We start from the raw sequence: 22199 nt of genomic DNA on the forward strand, positions 1-22199 counted from the left end.
GAGCTTCGGATCAATATCAATCTAATTGATTTTCAGCAAAAACCCGCTCTCGTGAGCGGGTTTTTGCGTTGCGTCAGGTCTTGCGAAGCTCGCCCCTGCGACTACGCCATGCAATCTTGAGCAGCGCAGCGAACATCGGCCACGCGTCACGAAATGGCTTCACCTGCCCGCCGGGCTTCTCGACCCAATCGATCGGGGTTTCGATGAGTTGGATGCCGTGCTGTTTCAGGGCGACCAGGAGTTCGGAGTCGAAGGACAGGCCGTCTTCAATGAGCAGGGGGGCGATGGCGGTAAAGTCGTCCTGGCCGATGGTCTTGACGCCGCACTGCGGGTCGCGGCAGGCGATCCCGAGGCAAAGCCTGACGAGCAGCGAAAAACTGCGGTTGACGATTTTGCGGAAGGCGCGTTGCTCGATGTGGGTATCGGGGTTTTCTAAACGCGCACCGAGCAACGCGTGCCCCGACCCGAGTTCGTGGGCCTGGAGCATCAGGGCGAGAACAGTTTCGGCGGTGATACTGCCGTCGGCATCCACGAACATCAGCCAGGTTTGCGGGGGGAACGCCTTCCACGCCTCACGCACCGCCGCGCCTTTGCCGCGGTGAGTGGGGAGTTTGAAGACTTCGATGTGCGGGTAGGTCTCGCGGTAGGTCTGCGCCTGGGCTTGCAGCTTGGCAAGCTGTTCCTCCCCCGAGCCGTCGTCAGAAATCACCCACCGCACCGGAAGCTTCGCCTGCGACAACGCCTCGGCCAAGGTCGGCCCGTAAACCGCCAGGCGGTCCGCGTCTTTATACACCGGGGTGACGAGAGTAAAATCAAAATCCATCTGGTTAGGGTGAGTATACCCTGCCGACCTCAAGGCCAAGCCACTCGATGAGCTTATCTTCACAGGACGACCGCCCTGAACCACCCCGGTGGATCGTTTGCGTGTTGGTGCTGGTCACGTTGGGCGCGGCCGTCTACGGCGGGTGGCTGCGGGTGTCGTCACTCGACTCGGCCCCGCTCCACGCCGACGAAGCGGCGACGGGGGCAAAGGTGCTGAGCATGCGCCTCGAGGGCGAGGGCTATGTCTTCGATCCCCGTCACTACCACGGCCCGTTGTTGACCTCCGCCACGATTCCGTTGGCGCGTTGGCGGGGCGAGACGACGTGGGAAGATCTGACGAAGCAGACCCTGCGCATCGTGCCGGTGGTTTTCAGCGGGTTAACGGTGTTGTTGATCCTCCTGATGTGGCCCTCGCTCCGATGGGGCGCGGTGGTGGCGGTGGCGTGGGTGGCGACCTCGCCGTTCCTGGTTTACTACAGCCGGGTCTACATCCATGAACCTCTGCAGGTTTTCGCGGCGGTGATGTGGCTCGCATGCGCGCTCGGTTATGCGGCCAAGCCGTCGTGGAGCAAGGCTGTACTTGGCGGATTGGCCTTGGGGGTGATGGCCAGCAACAAGGAGACCGCGGCGATCAGTGTGTTCTCGTGGTGTCTGGCGGGCGTAATTTTGGCGATGGTGTTTTGCAGATCGCGCGAACAATTGGCTCAGCAGATCCGACATCACGCACCACGAGCCCTAGTGGCGATCGGCACGGCGCTCGTCGTGATGACAGCGTTCTACACCGATTTCGGCCGGCACCCCGCGGGGATCATCGAGTTCTTCAAGACCTACTTCGTCTATGAGACCCAGGCAGATCACAGCAAGCCGTTCAGTTATTACGGCTGGTTGCTGGCTTGGCCCAAGCACCGCGGCGGGTTCTGGTGGTGCGAAGGCCTGATCGTCTTGTCCGCGATTCTCGGGGCGATACTCGCGTGTCGGGATAGGCGGGCGGCTGCCATCCGTTATATCGCGTTGTCGGCGTTGATTGAGGTGGGGGTGTATTCGTGCATCGGCTACAAAACACCTTGGTTGATGATGGTCGCCTGGATTCAGATCTGCCTGGTTGCGGGTTATGGCGTGACAGCGCTGGCCTCCCGCCGTCATTCCATGGGTTGGCAGCTGGCGTCGGTGCTTATGCTCTGCGGCGCTCTCTCGTGGCAGACGGTGCAGGCCCAGCGGGCGGCTCACCGCTTCCCCGTGGATGAGCGGAACCCGTATGCGTATGTGCCCACTTCCAAGGACGTGGAGAAGCTGGAGCGGTGGCTGGTTGGACTGGCCGAGGCGTATCCGGTCATGCGTGAAAAACCATTGGCCGTGGTGGGAGATCAGTACTGGCCGCTGCCCTGGTATCTGCGGGGGTTCGAAAACGTTGGCTATTGGGCGGATTTGCCTGAAGGGGTGAGCGGATTCCCGTTGGTCATCACGCTGCCCGACCAGGGCGATGCCGCTTTGGCGGAGTTGGCCGAGAGTCACGACGCGGTGCCCCGGAGTCTACGTGCAGACACGTTACTGCTGGTGCATATTCGGCGGGATATCTGGCTGGACTACCTCGATCCGGAGCGTGACGATGATTGACCTTCAGGGCAAAGAAGGTATCCATCGCTTCGAGCATCAGGCCATGAACACATTGTTTTCGGTCTTGGTCGACCAAGCCGACGCGGCAATGGCTTCGGACGCCGCGATCGCGAGTTTTGAACGGCTGGATCGCCTGGAGGATGCGCTGAGTCGGTACCGCGAAGGCAGCGATATCAGCCAGATTAACGCGATGCAGTCGGGGGAGTCTTTGTTGATCCAAGAAGACACCCATCGATGCATGATTGAGGCGATGCGGGTCGCGGAGGTGACCGGGGGCTTGTTCGATATCACCCTGGGCTCTCAGATCGAGCACCTCAAAAATGCCGAAGCGGGAATGGCTCCCCCGGTGGCTGGGCAGCTGAGTCTCGACGACAAACGTCCCGTGGTTCACTGTATTGAGGCCGGTCGGCAACTCGATCTGGGGGGGATCGGCAAGGGGTATGCCTTGGATCGCATGGCTGAGCTGGTGCGCGACTGGGGGGTCGAATCTGCTCTGCTCTGCAGCGGGGCGAGTACGTTCCGGGTGATTGGAAGCGAGGCTTGGCCGATTGACCTGAGTGGAGAGAAGCAGAGTCGGCGGCTGATGCTGGTCGAGGGAGCGCTGAGCGCGTCCGGGCACGCTATCCAGGGGGCGCACCTCGTGCGTCCGGATGCTTCGGGCGAGCTGTTTGCGGGCTACCGCCACCTCTGGCTGAGGGCCCATGACGCGACCTGGGCGGATGCACTATCGACCGCCTGCATGCTGATGTCGCCCGAGCAGATCCGGGAGTGGCGAAAGGGCTATGCAGCGGCCGATGAAATTTATTTTGAGTCGCCCCGGGGCGATATCGACACAATCTGATGATGTGCGAAAAAGCCAAATAAATCATCTGTATTTGGCAATTTTGACCAAACTGTTTGGATGGCGTTGATTTATTGTGTTAAAATCCTACACTCTCCTCGCCACCCGTTTGTATCTCTCAGGGCCTGTCTATGAATCCCTCGCTTAATCGCCGTACGTTCTTGAAAACAACAGCTGCCGGGGCTGCGGGCGCAATGATGCCTGCCCCGTTTTCGATCGGCCAGCCGGGCCCATCCGCAAACAGCAAGCTGAACATCGCCATGATCGGCGCGGGCAACATTGCCGCGATGGCCTACGGGCCGTGCAGCAGCGAAAACATCGTCGCCTTGGCGGATGTCGACGAGGGCATGTTCCTCCAACACGCCGAGAAGTATCCTCAGCTCCACGACGCGAAGAAGTACACCGACTTCCGCGTGATGCTCGACGAGATGGACGGCGAGATCGACGCGGTGTGCATCAACACGCCCGACCACACCCACTTCGTCGCCACGATCGCCGCCATGGAGCGCGGGATGCACGTCATCACGCAGAAGCCGCTGACCTACAACATCTGGGAAGCGCAGACACTCCAGAAAGCCAAGCAGAAGTACGGAGTCGTGACCAACATGGCCGCTCAGGGCCACACGTTCGACGGTATCCGCCAGATGCGAGAATGGTACGAGGCTGATGTCTTTGGCCAGATCACCGAAGTCCACTCCTGGCGTGGCGGCCCGCAATGGAAAGAAGACGATGGCAGCGCCAACGGCTATTGGATGAAGCCTTCGACCTTTCCCCCGTCCGCCGAAACTGTACCGGAGGGCTTCGACTGGGATTTGTGGAAGGGGCCGGTGGTTACCGATCTGCCGTACAGCCGCTTCTACCACCCCAAGGGTTGGCGTGGCCACTTCGCGTTTGCCAACGGCCTGGTCGGCGATTGGCTGGTCCACGTCGCTGATGCCCCGATCTGGATTCTCGACCTGTTCGATCCCGTAGCGGTCGAGCTAGAGGACGTTGAAGGCGGCAACGAATGGATCGTGCCAGACGGCAACCGCGTCCGGTGGGACTTCGAACGCCGCGGCGACAAGAAGCCCTGCACGTTCTACTGGCACAACGGCAATTCCAAGCGGTTCCGCCCCGAGAAACCCGAGGCCTGGACCTGGGACGAGGAAACCCCTTGGCACGGCACGTTCTACTACGGCGAGAAACAGCTCGGCTACACCGATCACCGCTCGAATAAGCCACGCTTGGCCAGCCTCGAAGCCTCCCGCGCATTCAAAGAAGCGGGCTACCCCGAGGAGGTCTACCCCCGGGTGAAGGGCGGCCCGTTCAATGAGTGGATCCGCGCGATCAAGGGCGAGGGCCCCGAGCCCGGTGCAAACTTTGAATACGCGGCTCCGTTCACTGTGACCGCGCTGCTGGGTGCCCTGGCGATGCGGTTCGGCGGCCGTATCGAGTGGGACGCCAAGGAAGGCCGGATTACCAACCGTCCCGAGCTCAACGCCTATGTCAAACCCGAAGTGCGTTCCGGTTGGGAGTACGGCCAGGACCTGTGGTGAGTCCGCGACCCTCTTCCCCTTCGTATCTAAGTGCTCAAGGATTCCACGATGAAGTTTTCTGTGTTGGTGATTTGCCTCGCGGCTGGCTCGACAAGCTATGCCGTGGCCCAGTCAGCCCCCGAAGCCGAGTACGAGTCATTGTTTGACGGCGAGACGCTCGACGGCTGGCAGATCATGCAGGTCCCCGAGGATCACAAGTATTTTGCGGTGGATGAGAATTTCTTTGTGAGAGACGGTGCGATCCACTGCTATCAGCTACCCAACAAGAATGGCGGACTCATTCTTTCCGAGCGAAAGTTCGGTGACTTCGAATTGGAACTGGAGTTTCAAAGCGACTGGGGCTGCGATTCGGGCATCTTCCTTCGTTGTACCCACGACGGGCGGGGAATCCAGATCCTGAACGACTACCTCAAGGACGGGAACATCGGCTTCGTATTCGGCCAGGGGACAGGCGGTTATCTCTCGCGGCCGATCCTGCTCAACGAGCAAGACGGCGAGATCGTCGCGGCCGACAGTTACGACGGCGTTGAGATCGATCGGCTTACATACGCCATGGACGCGGCGACGTGGAACGCCACCTTTAAGCCCGGTGAGTGGAACACGATCCGCATCCGTTGCGTGGGCAGCGAACCGATGATCACCACTTGGCTGAACGGCGTGAAAATGATGGAGATGGACGGTTCGGTGTATGCCGGGCGTCAGCTGCGTGATTCGGTCGACCACAACTGGGAAGCCAAGCCCGCCTGGGATAGCGAGAAGGTCCAGCAGATCACCGGCAACCGCGGTTCGATCGCGCTGCAGATCCACCCCGGCGGCCGATGGGAACCCGGCGGCTCGGCCCGGTATCGCAACATCCGCATCTTGGAACTCGACGCTCAATCAACCGAACAATGATGAACAGGCGACTGAAAGTCATGCGACGCATCGAATCTATCGTTCGGGGGACACCGCTTCTGGTTGGCGTGTTGCTGGTCGGGGGGTGGCTGTTTGTCGGATGCAGCGAAGACGCAGAAGTGTCAACGCTGCCTCAAGAACCGCTGCCCGAAACCGTGGGCTTCAACGAACACATCCGCCCGATTCTCGCCAGCAACTGCTCCGCTTGTCACGGCGGGGTTAAGAAATCGGGTGGCCTTTCTTTTGTTTTCCGAGACGAAGCGATCGACCAGGGTGAGTCCGGTAACATCTCCATTGTGCCCGGTGATGTGTCGGCGTCGTACCTCGTCGAGAAGATCACCTCCGACGACCCCATCATCCGCATGCCCCCGCCCGATCACGGCCCCGCGCTCTCCGACCGCCAGATCGCGTTGGTGAAAAAATGGATCGAGCAGGGCGCGGAGTGGGAAGAGCACTGGGCCTTTGTGAAGCCCAAACGTCAAGAGATTCCCGTTCTGGAAAACGACACCTGGTCGCGAAACAGCATCGATCGATTCGTACTCGCGAAACTCCGTGATGAAGGCCTGACGCCCTCGAAAGAAGCGGAGAAGGGGGCCTTGCTCCGCCGGGTCACGTTAGACCTGACCGGCCTTCCGCCTACGATCGAAGAACTCGATGCGTTCCTGGCCGACGAGTCGGAGCATGCCTACGAAAAAGCGGTTGATCGGCTCCTGGAGTCTCCTCGGTTCGGAGAGCGTTGGGCGACGCTTTGGTTGGACCTGGCCCGCTATGCCGACTCCAAAGGGCTCGGGCGCGACCGCCGCCGCAACACGATCTATATGTACCGCGACTGGGTGATCCGGGCGTTCAACCGCGACATGCCGTTTGATGAGTTCACCATCCGGCAGATCGCCGGGGACTTGCTGCCCGATGCGACGCTCGACGACTACCTCGCGACAGCGTTCCACCGCAACAGCCCGGCCGAGGACGAGGGCGGCACGGACGATGAGGAGTTCCGCGTTGTCGCGCTGATGGACCGGGTGAATACGACCTGGCAGGTCTGGCACGGCACGACGATGGCTTGTGTCCAATGCCACTCCCACCCCTACGATCCGATCCGCCACGACGAATACTTCACATTCATGGACTTCCTGAACAACACGCAGGATGGCGACCTGTTCGATGACCGGCCCATGATGAAGTTCCCCGCTTCGGTGGAGCAGCTGGAGCAGACCGGGGAGTTGGTGAGCTGGGTGCGCGAGAAGCGGCGTGAGCTTTGGTCGGTCCCCGCAGATCTGAGCGAGCAGACGCCGTGGCGTTGGCTTTCGGGCTCGAGCTCAACCACCAACAAATCTCATCAGATCACGTATCACTTCGAAGAGCGGGACGGCCGGGAGGAGTTTTTCTTCGAAGGTACGCCCGCTCACATCCAACAGACGTTGACCTCGCCACTGCCCGAGTTGGAAACGCCGCTGCAGGCGATTCGTTTGGAAGTCTTGCCGTTTGATATCGAAGCGGCGCCGCACAAGCCGTCGCCCGGCTTCGAGGTGCAGCAGCTGGCCGCGACCTTGATCCGTGCCGACGGTTCGGAGCAGTCATTGGCGTTCGACCGAATCGATCTGGACGAACCGTTCCCGATGACCTGGGCGAACGTCAAGAAAGGCAACGGGTTTGCGGCGCTTAATCACATCTTCCATGACCGCTGGGCCGTGTACCGCCTGGCTGAGCCGGTTGAGGTTGCGCAGGGGGATCGCCTCCAGCTTGAAATCCACCACGGCCGGGGCAGCGCAAGAGACATGATGCTGATCCGCCGCGGCGCGATTGCGGTGACCGATGATGCCCGCTGGCGTGAGTTCGATTCGACCGCCGAGTACCAGGACCTGAGAACCAAGTACATCAACGAGAACAATCAGCTCGTCGAGGGCGAGCAAATCAATGTGCCGGTCATGATCGAACGGCCCGACCACCTCCGCCGGGGCACCAAGACGTTTGTGCGGGGCAATTGGACCGAGCTGGGCGAGCCGCAAACCGCAGCCACCCCCGCGTCTTTCCATCCCCTGCCCGAAAGCGACGAGCCGGATCGTCTCCGCATGGCACGTTGGTTAGTGGATAACAACAACCCGCTCAGCGCGCGGGTGCTGGTCTGCCGGTTCTGGGAGCAGCTCTTTGGCACGGGTATTGTCGAGACGCTCGAAGACTTTGGTTCGGTGGGTCTTCCGCCGTCTCACCCCGAGTTGCTCGACCACCTGGCGATGCAGCTCATGCACGAATATGACTGGAGCATGAAGGACCTGCTCCGCTACATCGTCACCTCTGCCACTTACCGCCAGGACAACGCCTCCACCCCGGAACTCAACGAACTCGACCCACGCAACCGCTTGCTGGCCCGTGGACCGCGGACCCGCCTCACCGGCGAGATGGTCCGTGACCAGGTGCTCTCGGTGGCGGGCGTGCTCAACGAGAAGATGTACGGCAAGCCGGTGATGCCCGAGATCCCCGAGGGCGGCTGGAATCCGTCGCACCCCGGCGGCGGTAGCTGGAACCAGAGCGATGAGGTCGCTTCCAACCGCCGATCAATCTACGTGCACTGGCAACGATCGAGCACGTACCCTGTGTTCGAGGCGTTCGATGCGCCGTCGCGTGACCTGGTGACCGACCGCCGCGTCACATCCAACACCCCCGTTCAGCCGTTGTTCACCCTCAACGACCCCGCGTTGTTCAAGGCGACCCGTAAGTTCGCCCGCCGTATGCAGGAGCACCCCGGCACGCTAGAAGAACAACTCGATCACGGCTACCGCATGGTGACCAGTATGCCAGCCTCATCGAACGTCCTGAGCGAGTTGACCAAGCTCTTCAGCCAGACGGAGGCGATTTATCCGGAGCAGGAACCGGCCCTGAAGGCTTCGTGGGATCAACAGGTGAACGCGTACTTCCAGAAGAAGCGTGGCGAGCAGACTTGGCGAAACAAGCAGGCGATCCGGCAGGCCGAGCAGAAGAACGAAGAGCCGCCCACCGACTTGCCCGACCCCGCGCTCATCCAGCCCGGTCCGGAGGATGCATACGATTACGACGCCCAGCGGTCGGCTTACGACGCCGTTGCCGCGGTGCTCTTGAACCTCGACGCGGCACTCAACAAGTAACCCCCAGGTAAGAACGTTATGAACATCTTCCAAGAGTTACAGCACAAACACCTCCAGCAGGTCACCCGGCGGCAGTTCCTCGCGTCCTGCACCACAGGGTTGGGCGCGATGTGGATGGGCGGGAAGCTTGGCGGCCAGGCGATGGCGGCGGGCATCCCCTACGACATCCAGCACGATCCCAACAGCCCGCTCAGTGCGTTGCCCCCGCGCTACACCGCCAAAGCCAAGAACGTCATTTTCTTGCACATGGTCGGCGGACCCAGCCAGCTGGAATTATTCGACTACCGCCCGGAGTTGGCGGAACTCGATGGCAAGCCTTGCCCCCCGAGCATGCTGGAAGGCCAGAACTTCGCGTTCATCCAAGGCACGCCTCGGATGCTCGGGCCGCAGGTGAAATTCAAGCAGCACGGCGAGTCGGGCGCGTGGGTGTCGGAACTCCTGCCGAACTTCAGCGAGATCGTCGACGATGTTTGCTTCGTCAAGAGCATGAAGACCGACCAGTTCAACCACGGCCCCGCACAGCTTGTGGTTCACACCGGCAACGCCCGGTTGGGCAACGCCTCGGCGGGGGCGTGGGTCACCTACGGCCTCGGCACGGAGAACCAGAACCTTCCGGGCTACATGGTCCTACTCTCGGGCGGCCGTCTGCCGCGAGCGGGCAAGAGCCTGTGGGGCTCGGGATACCTGCCCTCGGTCTATCAGGGGGTGCTGTGTCGGTCGGCGGGCGACCCGATCCTCAACGTGAAGAACCCGAGCCTGGTGAACCGCGATATGCGCCGGGCGGCACTCGACACGCTGAACAAGCTTAACGAGCAGGAATACGCCCACAGCCACGACGCCGAGGTCGCCACCCGCATTTCGCAATACGAGATGGCGTTCCGGATGCAGACCTCGGTCCCCGAAGCCATGGATATCAACGACGAGCCCGCGGCGATCCACGAGCTCTACGGCACCCAGCCGGGCAAGGCCAGCTTCGCCAACAACTGTCTGCTCGCCCGCAAACTTGTCGAGCGTGGGGTTCGGTACGTCCAGCTCTTCGACTGGGGCTGGGACTCGCACGGCACCAACGAAGGCGAATCGCTCGACCACGGTTTCCGGAACAAGTGCAAAGACATCGATCGCCCGATGACCGCACTGGTCAAAGACCTCAAGCAGCGCGGCATGCTCGAAGACACGCTGGTGATCTGGGGCAGCGAGTTCGGCCGAACGCCGATGCAGGAGAACCGCGGCGGAAGCGACACGAAGTTTGTCGGCCGCGACCACAGCCCCGGGTCATTCACGTTCTGGATGGCGGGGGCCGGTATCCAGCCGGGCGTGACCTACGGCGAGACCGACCCGATGGGCTATCAGGTGGCCGAGAACCCGGTCTGGCTGCGTGATTTCCACGCCACCATGCTGCACCTGCTCGGCATGGATCACCGCCGATTGTCTTACCCGTACCAAGGGCTCAACCAGAAACTCACGGGAGTTAAAGATGCCCACATCGTCGAGGGTATTCTCAGCTGATGTCTTCTGAGCCCGGCAAACAATCGCGGTGGTATCTGTTGCTGATCCCGGTGGCTTGCTCGCCCTTGGGGCTGCTGGCGCTCTACCCGTCGGTCGAGCCGTGGACGGTCTTCGTGGGGCGGTTCCACCCGGTGGTGCTGCACATGCCCATCGGCATCCTGATGCTCACGGGGTTGATGGAGACCCTGAATCGCTTGAGCTTTGGTCGGCTCAAGTTGACGACTTTCCTGCCGATCTTCCTCGGGGCGAGTAGCGCGGTTGCCGCGATGACGCTGGGTATCTTGCTGATGAGCGGGGAGGCGATGGAGGGCGACCTGGTGCGTGGCCACCTGATCTGGGGGATCGCGACGACAGTGATCGCGGTCGCGGCTCTGGCGGTGCGTTGCCTGCCGAAGTTCAAGGTGGGCAAGGCGTATTCACGCAGTTATTTTGCGCTGCTGATGATGGCGTGCTTGGTCATGACCTGGGCTAGCCACCTCGGCGCCTCGATTACCCACGGCGAAACGTATCTCACCGACCACTTGCCCTGGAAATCGGATGCGCCCAGCGAAGCCGACTTGGCCATGGCCCAAGGCTTGTCGTTGCCCGCAGACGAGCAATTGATCTATGAGCACGTGGTTGTTCCGATCTTCAGCAGCAAGTGTTATGAATGCCACCAGTCCCGGAGTTTTAAAGGCAAGCTGGTGATGGATAGTTTTGACGCGATGATCAAAGGCGGAGCGAGCGGCCCGTCCCTGATCCCGGGTGATGTCGAAAACAGCCTGATTATCTCTCGCATCCATCTGCCGATCGATGACGAAGAACACATGCCTCCACCCAACAAGCCCCAGCTGTCGGCTGAAGAGTTGGAGGTCGTGGAGTGGTGGGTCGCACGTGGTGCGCCGCTCGAGACACGGGTGGTTGACCTTGAGCCGGAAACTGGGCTCGCCATATCCATCCAAACGGTTTCCGACACGTTGTTGGCCGAGCTGGATGCGGCGGCCGAGGAAGAGCAAGACTATGAACTCTCGGCCGAGGCGGTCGCCGAGTTGCGCGAACCCTTGGCGGACCAAATGTCTTCGATCACCCAGCAATACCCCGGCATGGTGCGGTACGCCAGCGACCAATCAGATGCCGTAGTGGTTCGGGCATTGCAGGAGGCTTGGGGAGATGCCGATCTGGGCACCCTTGCCCCGATCGCGAGCAAAGTCCAACACATGGCCCTGCCCGGTAGCCAGATCACCAACGCGAGCACGCCCACGCTGAGTACGATGGTGAATCTCGAGGTGTTGGACCTCCGCGACTCGTCCGCGAATGACGAGCTCATCGCCTCGCTGGACCTACCCAATCTCAAACGGCTCAATCTCTTTGGAACCGCCGTGACCGATGGGGTGGTCGAACAACTCGCCAGCTTCCCGAGCCTCGAAACCCTCTACCTCGGCCAGAGCCAGGTCACCGCGGATTCTGTGGAACATATCAAAGCCCTTCGGCCGGAAATCGAGGTTGTGTATTAACTTCTCAATCAAAGGTGTTGTCCAAACACCGCACATGAATCAAACCCAGGAGATCGCATGAAACTTCAGATCGGGATCGCTTCTGCTCTTTGTCTTTCGATGACTACCGGCGTTCTTGCGGACAACAAGATCGATGAGAGCCAGGAAAAATTCATCGCGCAGTATGAAAAACAGAAGAACCTGCCCGACCCGGCAGACATGCTGCTCAATTCTGACCCAGAACCCGAGCTCACCGAAGGCTTCGTCGATCTCTACAACGGCGAGAACCTGGACGGGTGGGTGCCCTACGGCGGGTACTGCGAGTTCGAGGCACAGGGCGAAGCCATCGTTGGCAAGCATGTCAAAGGTTCGCCCAGCACCTATCTGTCCACGGTCAAGGACGATTACACCGATTTCGTGTTCACCGCGGAACTCAAATGGGAAGTGGACAACAACACCGGCATCATCTTCCGCGGCAATGTGCGAGACGGCCAAAAAGGCCAAGTCGTCTTCGGCCCGCAAGCCGAGATGGAAGACGAGAATCGCCAACGTTTCTGGTCGGGCGGCATCTACGGACAATCAGCGGGCGGCTGGGCGTATCCGCTGTGGCTCGAGTCACACGAAGAGGTCCGCGGCGCGATCGACTACAGCGGTTGGAACCGCATCACGATCCATGCCGAGGGCGATGTGGTGAAGACCTGGGTCAACGGCATCCCCGCGGCGCACTGGGTCAATGGGGAATTCAAGCAGGGCTTTTTCAGCCTTCAGGTGCACTCGGGGCATCAGGGCCGGATCCTGTTCCGTAACATCAAAGTCAAAGAGCTTCCAGCCCCGTGAGGCGGATTCTGCACAAGAGTCTCGATTCTTAATGGATGGGCGGTTTGAATTAGCCGCGAACGAATGGCAATTCATAGCCGCCGAGATTCTTCGCAATCTCGGCGGCTATTTGCATTGGAGTTTGGTGATCTGATTTACGCCCGGTAGTACTCTTCCCAGCCCCGACGCGGCGCCGGGTCCAGCATGGCGTTGGCCAACTCGTGGTTGGTGATCTGCTTGGTCTTCGCATCGAATTCCAGCGAACCGCCAAAGCGTTGGGCCAGCATGCCGAGGTTGAAGACCTGCGACAGTGGGGCACTGGCGCTGAACGGCGAGCGGCTTTCTTCTTCGCCCTTGCACGCAAGCAGGAAGTTGAGCCAGTGGTTGGACATCTTGGTCTCGAACTTCGGCAAAGACGCGTGGACCTCTTTGTACTTGTCACGCGGGATGACCTGCAGGACCTTGCCGTGCGATCCGCCTTGGAAAGTCAGGTCCTTGCCGTAGATGATCTTGCCGGGCGAATCGGCTTTGATTTTCAAGGGATCGCGTTCGCCGGTGGCTTCGTTGATGCGTCCGTATTCCGGCTCGACCACGGGGATGTTGTCCACGCCGTCGTACCAGGTCACCTCGCAGGCGGGCATGCCGTGGCGCTCGGGGAAGTCGAACCGGATCGTGCTGGCTTGGGGATAGACAAAATCGTTTGCGCCTTCGAGTTTCACGGCTTCGATCGTGTCGGGGTAGCCGAGCTTCAGGAAACGGTGGGCCGTGTCGAGGATGTGCGGGCCCCAGTCGCCGAAGCAGCCGCAACCGTAGTCGAACCAGCTACGCCAGTTCCCGGGGTGCAGCCTGTTGCTGAAGGGTTTCTCGACGGCGGTCGCGGTCCAGGCGTCCCAGTTCATGCCTTCGGGCATCGGGTCGGAGGGGTATCCGGTTGTGGAGGAACCCCAGCCGTGCCAGCGTCGGCCCTTGTTCATGTAGGCGGTGATGTGGGTGACATCTTTGATCACACCGGCCTCGGTCCAAGCTTGGAACTGGGTCATGTTGCCCGAGGAGTGCCCCTGGTTGCCCATCTGGGTCACGACGCCGGTCTTCTCGGCCATCTGCATCAGCCGTTCACACTGACCGAAGGTGTGGGCCAGGGGCTTCTCGCACCAGACGTGTTTGCCCAGCATCATCGCGTGCATGGTCGCGGCGAAGTGCGAGTGGTCGGGCGTCGAGACGACAACCGCGTCGATCTGGTCTTCCATCTCGTCGAACATCTTACGGAAGTCGGTGAATTGCTTCGCTCCGGGGTGCATCGCGGCCGACTCTTTGGCGTTGTCCTGGTTGAGATCAACATCGCAAAGTGCCACCACATTAAGCAGCCCGGTACTCATGAAGGCTTTGCAGTTGCGATAGCCCTTGCCCGAGCTGGCGATAAAAGCCACGTTGACTTTTTCGCTGGGAGCGACGCCGGTCGACGCGGTGTTGCCCAAGGCGATGTGTGGAGGCAGAAAAGTTGCCGCTCCGACCGCCGCGGAAGATTTCAGGAAGGTCCGTCGAGATACGTTGTTCATGGGGCAGGCTTTTGATGGTGGGGGAGTGAAAGTAGAAAATGATCAAAAACAGAGATCCGCTCACGAAGCTTAAATACTTATTCTAGCCGCAATACAATACGTAACGCAAGCGTTATTTTGCGTTTTCGCTCATTGGTTGTCTTGTGATTTCGATAATGAGCGTCTGCCCAGTGGGGCTATCAACTCCAGTCACCGCCGGAGCTTCCGACGCTAAACCCGTTGGCAGAGCCGCGATGGCCCCCATAAACACCAACCGGAGCGGCCTGCATCAGACCACTCCGGTTAGCGAGCACTATGTTTGCTTTTGAGCATCCCACCAATTGCCGAGTCAGGCGGCGCCTCGACACACTCAAACCGACAGATACTTCGCGATCGTCTCCTCCTGGACGTCTTCGCGTTTGTCTTCATGGATGAGCTTACCGGACTCAATCACGAACAACCGGTCCGCAACCTCCATGGTGAAGCTGAGTACCTGCTCAGACACCACGATGGTTAGGTCGTACATCTGTTTGATTTCGTTCAGCGCTTTGGCGATGTCCTTAATGATGGACGGTTGGATGCCTTCGGTGGGTTCGTCCAAGAGCAGGACTTTGGGTTGGCTGACCAGGGCGCGGGCGATGGCGAGCTGTTGCTGCTGGCCACCCGAGAGGTTGCCACCTTTCCGGCGACGCATGTCGTAGAGCACCGGGAACAGCGCGTAGATGTTGTCGCTGATCTTTCGCCGATCCTTAACGGTCTCTAAGCCCGTTCGGATGTTGTCCTCGACCGAGAGCGTGGAGAAGATCTGACGGCCCTGGGGAACGAACGCGAGCCCGCCTTTTACGCGTTGGTAGCTCTCTTTCTTGGAGAGCTCAACACCGTCGACCTCGATCGAACCCCCCGAATTGCCCAAGGAGCCGATGAGGCTTTTCATGAGCGTGGTCTTGCCCATCCCGTTGCGCCCCATGATGGCGATGGTTTCGCCTTTGCCGGCATTAAAACTGACGCCACGGATCACCGGGCTGGAGCCATACGCCACATTTAGTTCTCTAACATTCAGCATTAATTCATCCTTCAATACAAGAGAGCGCCGACCCGGCTGGATCAGCGTCCATGATGTCTATTAGTGTCCCAGATAGACTTCGATCACCTTCTCGTCGTTTTCGACTTTGTCCATGGACCCCTCGGCGAGGACCTTGCCCTGGTGCATCACGGTGACTTTGTCCGCGATTTCTCGGACAAAATTCATGTCGTGTTCAATGACGACCACGGATCGCCCCTGGCTGATCCGGCGGAGTAGTTCTGCCGTTTTCTTGCGTTCGCTCACACTCATCCCCGCCACGGGTTCGTCGAGGAGGATGAGTTGAGGGTTGGCGATCAGAAGCATCCCGATCTCCAGCCACTGTTTCTGGCCGTGGCTGAGGATCTCGGCTTCGGTGTCGAGGTCCTCGTCAAGATAGATTTCCTTGGCGACCTCCAAAATCCTCGACTTCACTTCTTCGGATCGAGAGAAGAAGAGCGATCCCCAAACCCCGCGGCCCTTCGGGAAAGAGACCTCAAGGTTCTCGAAAACCGTGAGCTTCGGGTAGATGGATGGCGTCTGAAATTTACGCCCCACGCCGTTGCGAACGATCTTCTGCTCGGCCATGGAGGACAGTTCGCGGTTCAAAAACTGAATACTCCCGCTGGTGGGGCGGGTCTTGCCGCAGATCAGGTCGAGCAGGGTTGTCTTGCCTGCGCCGTTGGGGCCGATGACGACGCGGAGTTCGCCTTTATCGACATACAACGACACGGCATCCACTGCTTTGAAGCCATCAAACGAAACGGTCAGGTTCTCGACCGCGAGAGCATAATCGGTGGGTAGTACCATGGTTCAATCTCAAAATGCGGCTAGGCCGCTGTTCATCAAATCAAAATAAGGACGAATTAACCCGCCGGTCTAACTGACGGGCAGACGCATAGCGCAAGTCCGTCAGGTACCCACCGCTTCAGCAGGTGGCTGCGATCCCTGTTGCTCGCCAGTCTTGGAGAACACCTTCCCGAGCCACGGCGTTGCACTTTCGACAATTCCGGCCAAACCCTTGGGAAAGATGACGGTTACCAGGATGAACACGCCGCCCAGCGCGAACAGCCAGAGTTCGGGGAACTGTTCGGAAAAGTAGGTCCGGCCGTAGGAGACCACCAGCGTGCCATAGACCGCGCCGATCAACGACATACGGCCGCCGACCGCACAGAAAATCACCATGTAGATGGAGGGCTCGATCGTGACGAGCTTGGGCGACATAAAGCCGACGTTCATCACGAACAACCCGCCGCCGAGCGCCGACATCGCCGCCGCGATACAGAAGATAAACGTCTTAAAGCTGGCCACGTCGTAACCCGAGAAGCGGACACGGTCCTCGGTATCCCGCAACGCCACCAGCAGCTTCCCGAGCTTGGAAGTTAGGATCAGCCGGCCGAGGATGATGCAGACCCCGATCATGATGACGGTGATGAAGTACACCAACCGCTGACCGGTCCAGTGTTCGCCGTTCATGAAGTCCCAGCCCAGAAGGGTGCGGAGGTCGGTGATGCCGTTGATCCCCCCGGTCCAGCCCTGGCGGGTAACAAAGAGCAGCTCCATGATCCAGCAGAGTGCCTGGGTGATGATGGCGAAGTACACCCCGCTCACCCGCCGCTTGAACATGGCCACGCCGATGATGTAGGCCAGTACCGTGGGGATTAGGAACATTAGGGCGAGGGTCAACGGGAAGTTCTTAAACGGGTACCAGAACCACGGCAGTTCGGTGATCTGGTTCCAGTCCATGAAGTCGGGCAAGCCAACGGTGGTGAGCGCGTTGATCTGGTCGGTGCCTGCTTCGTTGGCGATGTTGCGGGCGGCTTCCAACTTTAAGAACGCGGCCATGCAGTACCCGCCGAGGCCCCAGAACACGCCTTGCCCGAGGCTGAGGATGCCGCCGTAGCCCCAACAAAGCACCAAGGCGATGGCCACGAAGGCGAGGCTGAGGTACCGACCCATCAGGTTGAGACGGAAGGTGTCGAGGAAGATCGGGAAGATGATAAGCAGCAGCGCTGCCAATACGAGCATGCCGATCAAGCCGGATCGCCCGCCGAGGGCTTTTTCGTAGATTAAAGATTTCAAAGCGTAATCCTTACAGTTGGGTGGGAATCGTCGTTTCTTCAAACGTCTTAAAACGGGAGCCTTGCATCCCTACGAACTACAGGTTCATTTACGGTTTACGGATCTTGGAGACCACCAGGCCCTGCGGACGGAGCATTAGGATGCCGACCACGGTGAGCAGGATGAAGACCTTGGCCAACACGCCGTCGAGGAAGAACTCGAGGATCGATTGAGCCTGGGCGATGGAGAAGGCCGCGAGGATCGTGCCGATCAGGCTGCCCGCTCCGCCGAAGACCACGACGATGAACGTATCGACGATGTAGAGCGAACCCGCCGACGGCGACACCGACCCGATGGTGGTGAAGGCCGCCCCGGCGATACCCGCGATGCCGCAGCCCAGGGCGAACGTCATGCGGTCGGTCCGCTTGGTGTTGATGCCGGTCGCCGCAGCCATCTCACGGTTCTGTACGGTGGCACGGACCCGCAGCCCCCAGCGGGAACGCGCCATCAGCAGCCACACCAGGACCGTCATGAAGATCGATGTCCCCAGCAGAAACATGCCGTTGATCGGGATGTCGACCATATCGCTGGCCGCCCACGATCCCATCAGCCAGTCCGGCATAACCGCACTGTCTTCGCGGGCCCCGAATGTGAGTCGGAAGATCTGCTGCAGGATCATGCTCAAGCCCCAGGTCGCCAACAAGGTGTCGAGCGGACGCTTGTATAGGAAGCGGATAAAGCCGATCTCCACGAGGTACCCCATGAGGAACGCCACGCCAAACGCAGCGAGCATCGCAAACGGGAAGTAGTAGGGCAGGAACCCCGGGGCGCTTTCGACCGCCCAGTCGGAGATGAACACAGTGGTGTACGCCCCGATCGTAAGGAACTCGCCGTGGGCCATGTTGATCACCTTCATCTGGCCGAAGATGATCGCCAGCCCCAAGGCCATCAGCAGGAACACCGAGAACATGCTGAGGCCCGAGAAGCCCTGCATGATGAAGATCGCGCGGATCTCCTCGCCGGTGTAGCCCTCAAACATTGAAATAAACGCCAAAAGTTCCATCTATAGACTCCGTGAAAAGCGGGTGCGTTTCGAAAGCGGGGCGACGCGGTGGGCCTCGCCCGGCTGGGCTGGACGGATCGATAGAACACGTCGTTCTCACGATCGCTCCAGCGTGTTTCTCCCCCCAGGGCGCCCTCCCCCGTCCCAGCCGGAGGGGACGAGGAAGGACTGGTCGGTCTTACGCAAAGGCTCCATCACGCAAGACCAATTGCCTTGGATTTATTTGTAACCTTCGGGGAAGGGGTTGGGCTCGATGAGCTCGGGCGATTCGGCGATCACCTCGAACTGACCGTTGGCGAGCATCTTGCCGATACGGGCCTTCGACCAAAGGTGGTTGTTCGTATCGTGGATACGGACGTAGCCTTCGGGCGCTTCCTTGAACTCCACACCACCCGAGGCGGCGGAAATCGCATCGATGTCGAAGCTGCCTGCTTTTTCAACAGTCGCCTTCCACAGCCAGGGGCCGAGATAAGCGGCCTGGGTCACGTCACCGATGACGGAGTCGCTGCCCCACATTTCCTTGAACGCGGCAACGAACTTCTTGTTGTTTTCGTTGTCGAGGCTCTGGAAGTACTTCATGCAGGCGTAGAAGCCTTCGACGTTCGCGCCGCCGATGCCGAGGATCTCGTCTTCGGTGGTCGAAATGGTCAGGAGGATCTGTCCACGCTTCGCAAGGGAATCAGCGGTGATACCCGCCGCGTTGAGCTGCTTGTACCAGGCCACGTTCGAGCCACCCACGATGATGGAATAGATGCAGTCGGGCTTCTTCAGCTTGACTTTGTTGATCAGCGAACCGAACTGGGTGTGACCCAGGGGGTAGTACTCTTCACCGACAACCTTGCAGCCTTTCAGGAAGCGCTCGATGTGGATACGAGCGATCTTGTTGGAGGTGCGCGGCCAGATGTAGTCCGAGCCGATGAGGAAGAAGGTCTTGGCACCTTTTTCTTCGTGGGCCCAGTCCAGGCCCCAGAGGATCTGTTGGGTGGCTTCCTGGCCGGTGTAGATCACGTTCTTCGAGGCCTCGAGGCCTTCGTAGAAGGTGGGGTAGTACAGCATGCCGTTCTCTTTCTCGAAGATCGGCAGCACCGCTTTACGCGACGCCGAGGTCCAGCAGCCGAACACGGTGCCGACCTTGTCGCTGACCAGGAGTTTCCGGGCTTTTTCGGCGAAGGTGGGCCAGTCGCTGGCGCCGTCTTCCTGGATGATCTCGATCTTTCGGCCGAGCACACCGCCCATGTCGTTGATCTGTTTGATCGCAAGACGTTCGGCCTCGACCGAACCGGTCTCGGAGATCGCCATCGTGCCGGTCACAGAGTGGAGCTGACCCACGGTTACGGTGGTGTCCGTGACCATCAGGCCGGTGGTGTTGACCTTGTCGGTCGGGTACTTGTCGAGAACGGGGTTGGTCCACTCCGCCGAGGCGCCCACGGCACCCGCCATCGCAAACGCTGCCGACATTGACCAGGGGCGTAGACGCCGCCCCCACGTCTTAAGACTTGATGCGTTGATACTAATCATCGTTGATTACTCCTTTTCGTCTCCATTGACGAATGTTGAAAATGACTGCATGACACACGTGCGTCATGCCCTCTGAACACTGATGTTTGGTTGATCAGGCGTGCTCGACGACCCAGGGCCGCGGTCCCTTGTAAACCTGGGGTTTGGGCTGGCCGTTGGGTAGCTTGTCCTGTTTCCTCGCCTTGCCCGATGAGCATCCGCAGCCCGTCTTGCAGACGTGGGGCTCGTGGCGGCTCTTCTCGTTGCGTTCCATCCCGATCAGGCGTCCCTTGTCCATCTGACGCATCCGCGGGACGGTCAGGACGCGAGTCGCTTGCTCCCCACAGATGGGGCAGGCGATCGGGGCGCTGCTGTGTGAACTCGGTCGAAACTCGTCGAAACTGCCGTGGGTGGGGCAGCAATATTCGTATAGGGGCATCGTTTTTCCTTGTGTTGGAGATTGTTGGTTCGCTGGATATCCAGTACGTCTTCGAGGTCAGACCGCCTTGGCCAGGTCGATGCCTTGCGGGATCGAGACCTTCGGGCCATCCGCATTGGGTTTGATATCGAAGTCGAAGATTTCGGTTGGGAGGGCCAACGTTGCACACGCATTAGGCACGTCAACGATGCCGCTGATTCGGCCCTCGACCGGAGCGGTGCCGAGGATGGCGTAGGCCTGCTCGCCCGTGTAGCCGAACTTCTTCATGTATTCGATCGCGTTCAGGCAAGCCTGGCGGTAGGCGATCGTTGCATCCAGGAAGTGCTGCTCGCCTTGCTCGTCGACCGAGATGCCTTCGAACATGACGTAGCTGGTGTAGTTCGGCTCAAGGGGCGAAGGCATGAAGATGGGGTTCTTCACGGCATATTTGGCCATGCCGCCCTTGATGATGTTGACCCGCAGGTCGAGGTAGCCCGCCATCTCGATTGCGCCGCAGAAGGTGATCTCACCATCGCCCTGCGAGAAGTGGATGTCGCCCATCGACAGGCCGCCGCCGTCAACGTAAACGGGGAAGAACACCTTGGAACCCTTGCTCAGGTTCTTGATGTCGCAGTTGCCGCCGTGTTCACGCGGGGGAACCGTCCGGGCGGCTTCCGCGGCAGCCGCGTCGCGGGCATCACCCTTCATGCGGCCCATGTGTGCGGTGTCGGCGTAAGGCAGAGTGGCGTAGGGCGGAACCCGCGTGGGGTCGGTATCCACCAGCCCCTTTTCCCGTTTATTCCAGGTATCGAGAAGGTCCTGGCTCGGCAGGCACCCGATGAGTCCGGGGTGCATGATGCCCGCGAACTCAACGCCGGGGATGTGACGCGAGTTCGCATAGATGCCGCTAAAGTTCCAGCAAGCTTTGCGAGCATCGGGATAATGCTGATCAAGAAAGCCGCCGCCGTTTTCAAGGGCAAAGATGCCGGTGAAGCCCCATTCCGAAGTCGGCAAAACGCCGACATCAAGGATATCCACCACGAGCAGGTCGCCGGGCTCGGCACCCTCCACTGCAACCGGGCCGCTGAGGTAGTGAACCTTCGAGAGGTCCACCACTTGGATATCCATCGCCGAGTCGTCGTCTTTGATCTGACCGCCGGTCCAGTCCACGCATTCGATGCGGAACTCGTCACCGGGTTTGACCGTAGCCACCATCGGGATATCGGGGTGCCACCGGTTGTGCAGTACATCCTGCTTTTCGGGTACCTCAGAAACATCAACTTTGATCAGCGTTTCCATATCTTTCACTTTCCATCATTCACGGACGACATACTGAGCATGTGAGGCTCACAACGAGCTTCGATCCACGCGGCTTTGTTGCTGGGTTTGGCCGTACGACAGCGATATCCGCGCGGGATAGCCTCAGAGCTCTTGGCTGGAGAAATGCATAAGACAACTGCTCGCCAAACATCGAATGCATACGCTCGTAATTGCTACGTTGCAGCCGTATTGGCCATGTACACACTCGAGGCAGTTTAGATGCGCCCCACGGTCTCGAGTGATACGTAAGTTGTCGAAACGTCTGCGGTCTCCGGCTACTACTCAATCGTCTGGTCAAACACAACCAATGGAGCCTAAGACGACGCGTCGGAGGGAGTGCATCTGGTAGTTCCGGCTACAGATGCACTTGTCGGTGACGCGTGCCGTGATCTTCGGGCGTTTCCCACATCTTTGCCGCTGGCAAGATGAGCCATAGGGAACACCTTCTGACCCGCCGATGAATATGCAAGCATGGTGCCATTTCTGATGGCCTACGTTTTCAGCCGACGCAGGCGTGAACGTTTTGCGTTGTTTTTAAGGCGTTATCGGTGTCATCAAAATTTTCAACCTTCTGTCAATTCGATTCTGAGTTCACTTGCGTTGCCCAAATACTGTCGCGCATCTAT

General features: G+C 59.8%; 17 protein-coding genes. 8 read left to right on the forward strand and 9 right to left on the reverse strand.

The genetic code is table 11. The features are described 5' to 3' along the window. Positions 1-73: 73 nt before the first annotated feature. Entirely contained in the window at positions 74-823 is a 750-nt protein-coding gene (locus HNQ40_RS15945) for a glycosyltransferase (protein ID WP_184678817.1), read from the reverse strand. Between the two features lie 47 nt (positions 824-870). Here HNQ40_RS15945 and HNQ40_RS15950 point away from each other — a divergent pair, with 47 nt between their 5' ends. The 8 genes from HNQ40_RS15950 (at position 871) to HNQ40_RS15985 (ending at position 12640) form a co-directional block, all read left to right on the forward strand. Beyond that, positions 871-2436, forward strand: coding sequence for a glycosyltransferase family 39 protein (locus HNQ40_RS15950; protein WP_184678818.1), 1566 nt, complete (start codon positions 871-873; stop codon positions 2434-2436). After that, positions 2429-3277, forward strand: a complete 849-nt coding sequence (locus tag HNQ40_RS15955; protein WP_184678819.1) for an FAD:protein FMN transferase — start codon at positions 2429-2431, stop codon at positions 3275-3277. The genes HNQ40_RS15950 and HNQ40_RS15955 overlap by 8 nt, the downstream gene beginning before the upstream one ends. 131 nt (positions 3278-3408) lie before the next feature. After that, positions 3409-4812, forward strand: a complete 1404-nt coding sequence (locus HNQ40_RS15960) for a Gfo/Idh/MocA family protein (protein WP_184678820.1) — start codon at positions 3409-3411, stop codon at positions 4810-4812. Positions 4813-4860: 48 nt separating this feature from the next. Beyond that, positions 4861-5706 (forward strand): 3-keto-disaccharide hydrolase, encoded by an 846-nt coding sequence (locus HNQ40_RS15965; RefSeq protein ID WP_184678821.1) that lies wholly within the window; start codon positions 4861-4863, stop codon positions 5704-5706. Then, entirely contained in the window at positions 5706-8825 is a 3120-nt protein-coding gene (locus tag HNQ40_RS15970; protein ID WP_184678822.1) for a PSD1 and planctomycete cytochrome C domain-containing protein, read from the forward strand. Before HNQ40_RS15965 ends, HNQ40_RS15970 begins: the two co-directional genes overlap by 1 nt. Before the next feature lie 18 nt (positions 8826-8843). Next, complete coding sequence (locus HNQ40_RS15975; RefSeq protein ID WP_184678823.1) at positions 8844-10331, forward strand: DUF1501 domain-containing protein; 1488 nt, start codon at positions 8844-8846, stop codon at positions 10329-10331. Then, positions 10331-11824 carry a c-type cytochrome domain-containing protein gene (locus tag HNQ40_RS15980; protein WP_184678824.1) on the forward strand — a complete coding sequence of 498 codons (1494 nt, stop codon included), beginning with the start codon at positions 10331-10333 and terminating at the stop codon, positions 11822-11824. Before HNQ40_RS15975 ends, HNQ40_RS15980 begins: the two co-directional genes overlap by 1 nt. Positions 11825-11881: 57 nt before the next feature. Continuing rightward, entirely contained in the window at positions 11882-12640 is a 759-nt protein-coding gene (locus HNQ40_RS15985; protein ID WP_221435581.1) for a 3-keto-disaccharide hydrolase, read from the forward strand. A 134-nt stretch (positions 12641-12774) separates the two neighbouring features. Here the strand turns inward: HNQ40_RS15985 and HNQ40_RS15990 are convergent, their stop codons facing one another. From HNQ40_RS15990 to fmdA, 8 genes are all read right to left on the reverse strand, one after another. After that, entirely contained in the window at positions 12775-14175 is a 1401-nt protein-coding gene (locus HNQ40_RS15990) for a Gfo/Idh/MocA family oxidoreductase (protein ID WP_184678825.1), read from the reverse strand. Positions 14176-14524: 349 nt separating this feature from the next. Then, positions 14525-15217, reverse strand: coding sequence for an urea ABC transporter ATP-binding subunit UrtE (gene urtE / locus HNQ40_RS15995; protein WP_184678826.1), 693 nt, complete (start codon positions 15215-15217; stop codon positions 14525-14527). Between the two features lie 60 nt (positions 15218-15277). Then, positions 15278-16024 (reverse strand): urea ABC transporter ATP-binding protein UrtD, encoded by a 747-nt coding sequence (urtD, locus tag HNQ40_RS16000; protein ID WP_184678827.1) that lies wholly within the window; start codon positions 16022-16024, stop codon positions 15278-15280. A gap of 102 nt (positions 16025-16126) precedes the next feature. After that, positions 16127-17242, reverse strand: coding sequence for an urea ABC transporter permease subunit UrtC (urtC, locus tag HNQ40_RS16005; protein ID WP_184679274.1), 1116 nt, complete (start codon positions 17240-17242; stop codon positions 16127-16129). Positions 17243-17384: 142 nt separating this feature from the next. Further along, entirely contained in the window at positions 17385-18338 is a 954-nt protein-coding gene (gene urtB, locus HNQ40_RS16010) for an urea ABC transporter permease subunit UrtB (protein WP_246402909.1), read from the reverse strand. Between the two features lie 219 nt (positions 18339-18557). Next, entirely contained in the window at positions 18558-19778 is a 1221-nt protein-coding gene (gene urtA, locus HNQ40_RS16015) for an urea ABC transporter substrate-binding protein (protein WP_221435636.1), read from the reverse strand. Between the two features lie 172 nt (positions 19779-19950). Continuing rightward, entirely contained in the window at positions 19951-20274 is a 324-nt protein-coding gene (locus HNQ40_RS16020) for a zinc ribbon domain-containing protein (RefSeq protein ID WP_184678828.1), read from the reverse strand. Positions 20275-20331: 57 nt separating this feature from the next. Continuing rightward, positions 20332-21552 (reverse strand): formamidase, encoded by a 1221-nt coding sequence (fmdA, locus tag HNQ40_RS16025; RefSeq protein WP_184678829.1) that lies wholly within the window; start codon positions 21550-21552, stop codon positions 20332-20334. Positions 21553-22199 lie beyond the last annotated feature (647 nt).

The organism is Algisphaera agarilytica (genome assembly GCF_014207595.1).
Classification (GTDB): Bacteria; Planctomycetota; Phycisphaerae; order Phycisphaerales; family Phycisphaeraceae; genus Algisphaera; species Algisphaera agarilytica.

Excerpts from the sequence above, each read along its gene's own strand:
- HNQ40_RS15945 (WP_184678817.1), bottom strand. The coding sequence starts at position 823 with ATGGATTTTGATTTTACTCTCGTCACCCCGGTGTATAAAGACGCGGAC.
- HNQ40_RS15950 (WP_184678818.1), top strand. The coding sequence starts at position 871 with ATGAGCTTATCTTCACAGGACGACCGCCCTGAACCACCCCGGTGGATC.
- HNQ40_RS15955 (WP_184678819.1), top strand. The coding sequence starts at position 2,429 with ATGATTGACCTTCAGGGCAAAGAAGGTATCCATCGCTTCGAGCATCAG.
- HNQ40_RS15960 (WP_184678820.1), top strand. The coding sequence starts at position 3,409 with ATGAATCCCTCGCTTAATCGCCGTACGTTCTTGAAAACAACAGCTGCC.
- HNQ40_RS15965 (WP_184678821.1), top strand. The coding sequence starts at position 4,861 with ATGAAGTTTTCTGTGTTGGTGATTTGCCTCGCGGCTGGCTCGACAAGC.
- HNQ40_RS15970 (WP_184678822.1), top strand. The coding sequence starts at position 5,706 with ATGAACAGGCGACTGAAAGTCATGCGACGCATCGAATCTATCGTTCGG.
- HNQ40_RS15975 (WP_184678823.1), top strand. The coding sequence starts at position 8,844 with ATGAACATCTTCCAAGAGTTACAGCACAAACACCTCCAGCAGGTCACC.
- HNQ40_RS15980 (WP_184678824.1), top strand. The coding sequence starts at position 10,331 with ATGTCTTCTGAGCCCGGCAAACAATCGCGGTGGTATCTGTTGCTGATC.
- HNQ40_RS15985 (WP_221435581.1), top strand. The coding sequence starts at position 11,882 with ATGAAACTTCAGATCGGGATCGCTTCTGCTCTTTGTCTTTCGATGACT.
- HNQ40_RS15990 (WP_184678825.1), bottom strand. The coding sequence starts at position 14,175 with ATGAACAACGTATCTCGACGGACCTTCCTGAAATCTTCCGCGGCGGTC.
- urtE (WP_184678826.1), bottom strand. The coding sequence starts at position 15,217 with ATGCTGAATGTTAGAGAACTAAATGTGGCGTATGGCTCCAGCCCGGTG.
- urtD (WP_184678827.1), bottom strand. The coding sequence starts at position 16,024 with ATGGTACTACCCACCGATTATGCTCTCGCGGTCGAGAACCTGACCGTT.
- urtC (WP_184679274.1), bottom strand. The coding sequence starts at position 17,242 with ATGCTCGTATTGGCAGCGCTGCTGCTTATCATCTTCCCGATCTTCCTC.
- urtB (WP_246402909.1), bottom strand. The coding sequence starts at position 18,338 with ATGGAACTTTTGGCGTTTATTTCAATGTTTGAGGGCTACACCGGCGAG.
- urtA (WP_221435636.1), bottom strand. The coding sequence starts at position 19,778 with ATGGCGGGTGCCGTGGGCGCCTCGGCGGAGTGGACCAACCCCGTTCTC.
- HNQ40_RS16020 (WP_184678828.1), bottom strand. The coding sequence starts at position 20,274 with ATGCCCCTATACGAATATTGCTGCCCCACCCACGGCAGTTTCGACGAG.
- fmdA (WP_184678829.1), bottom strand. The coding sequence starts at position 21,552 with ATGGAAACGCTGATCAAAGTTGATGTTTCTGAGGTACCCGAAAAGCAG.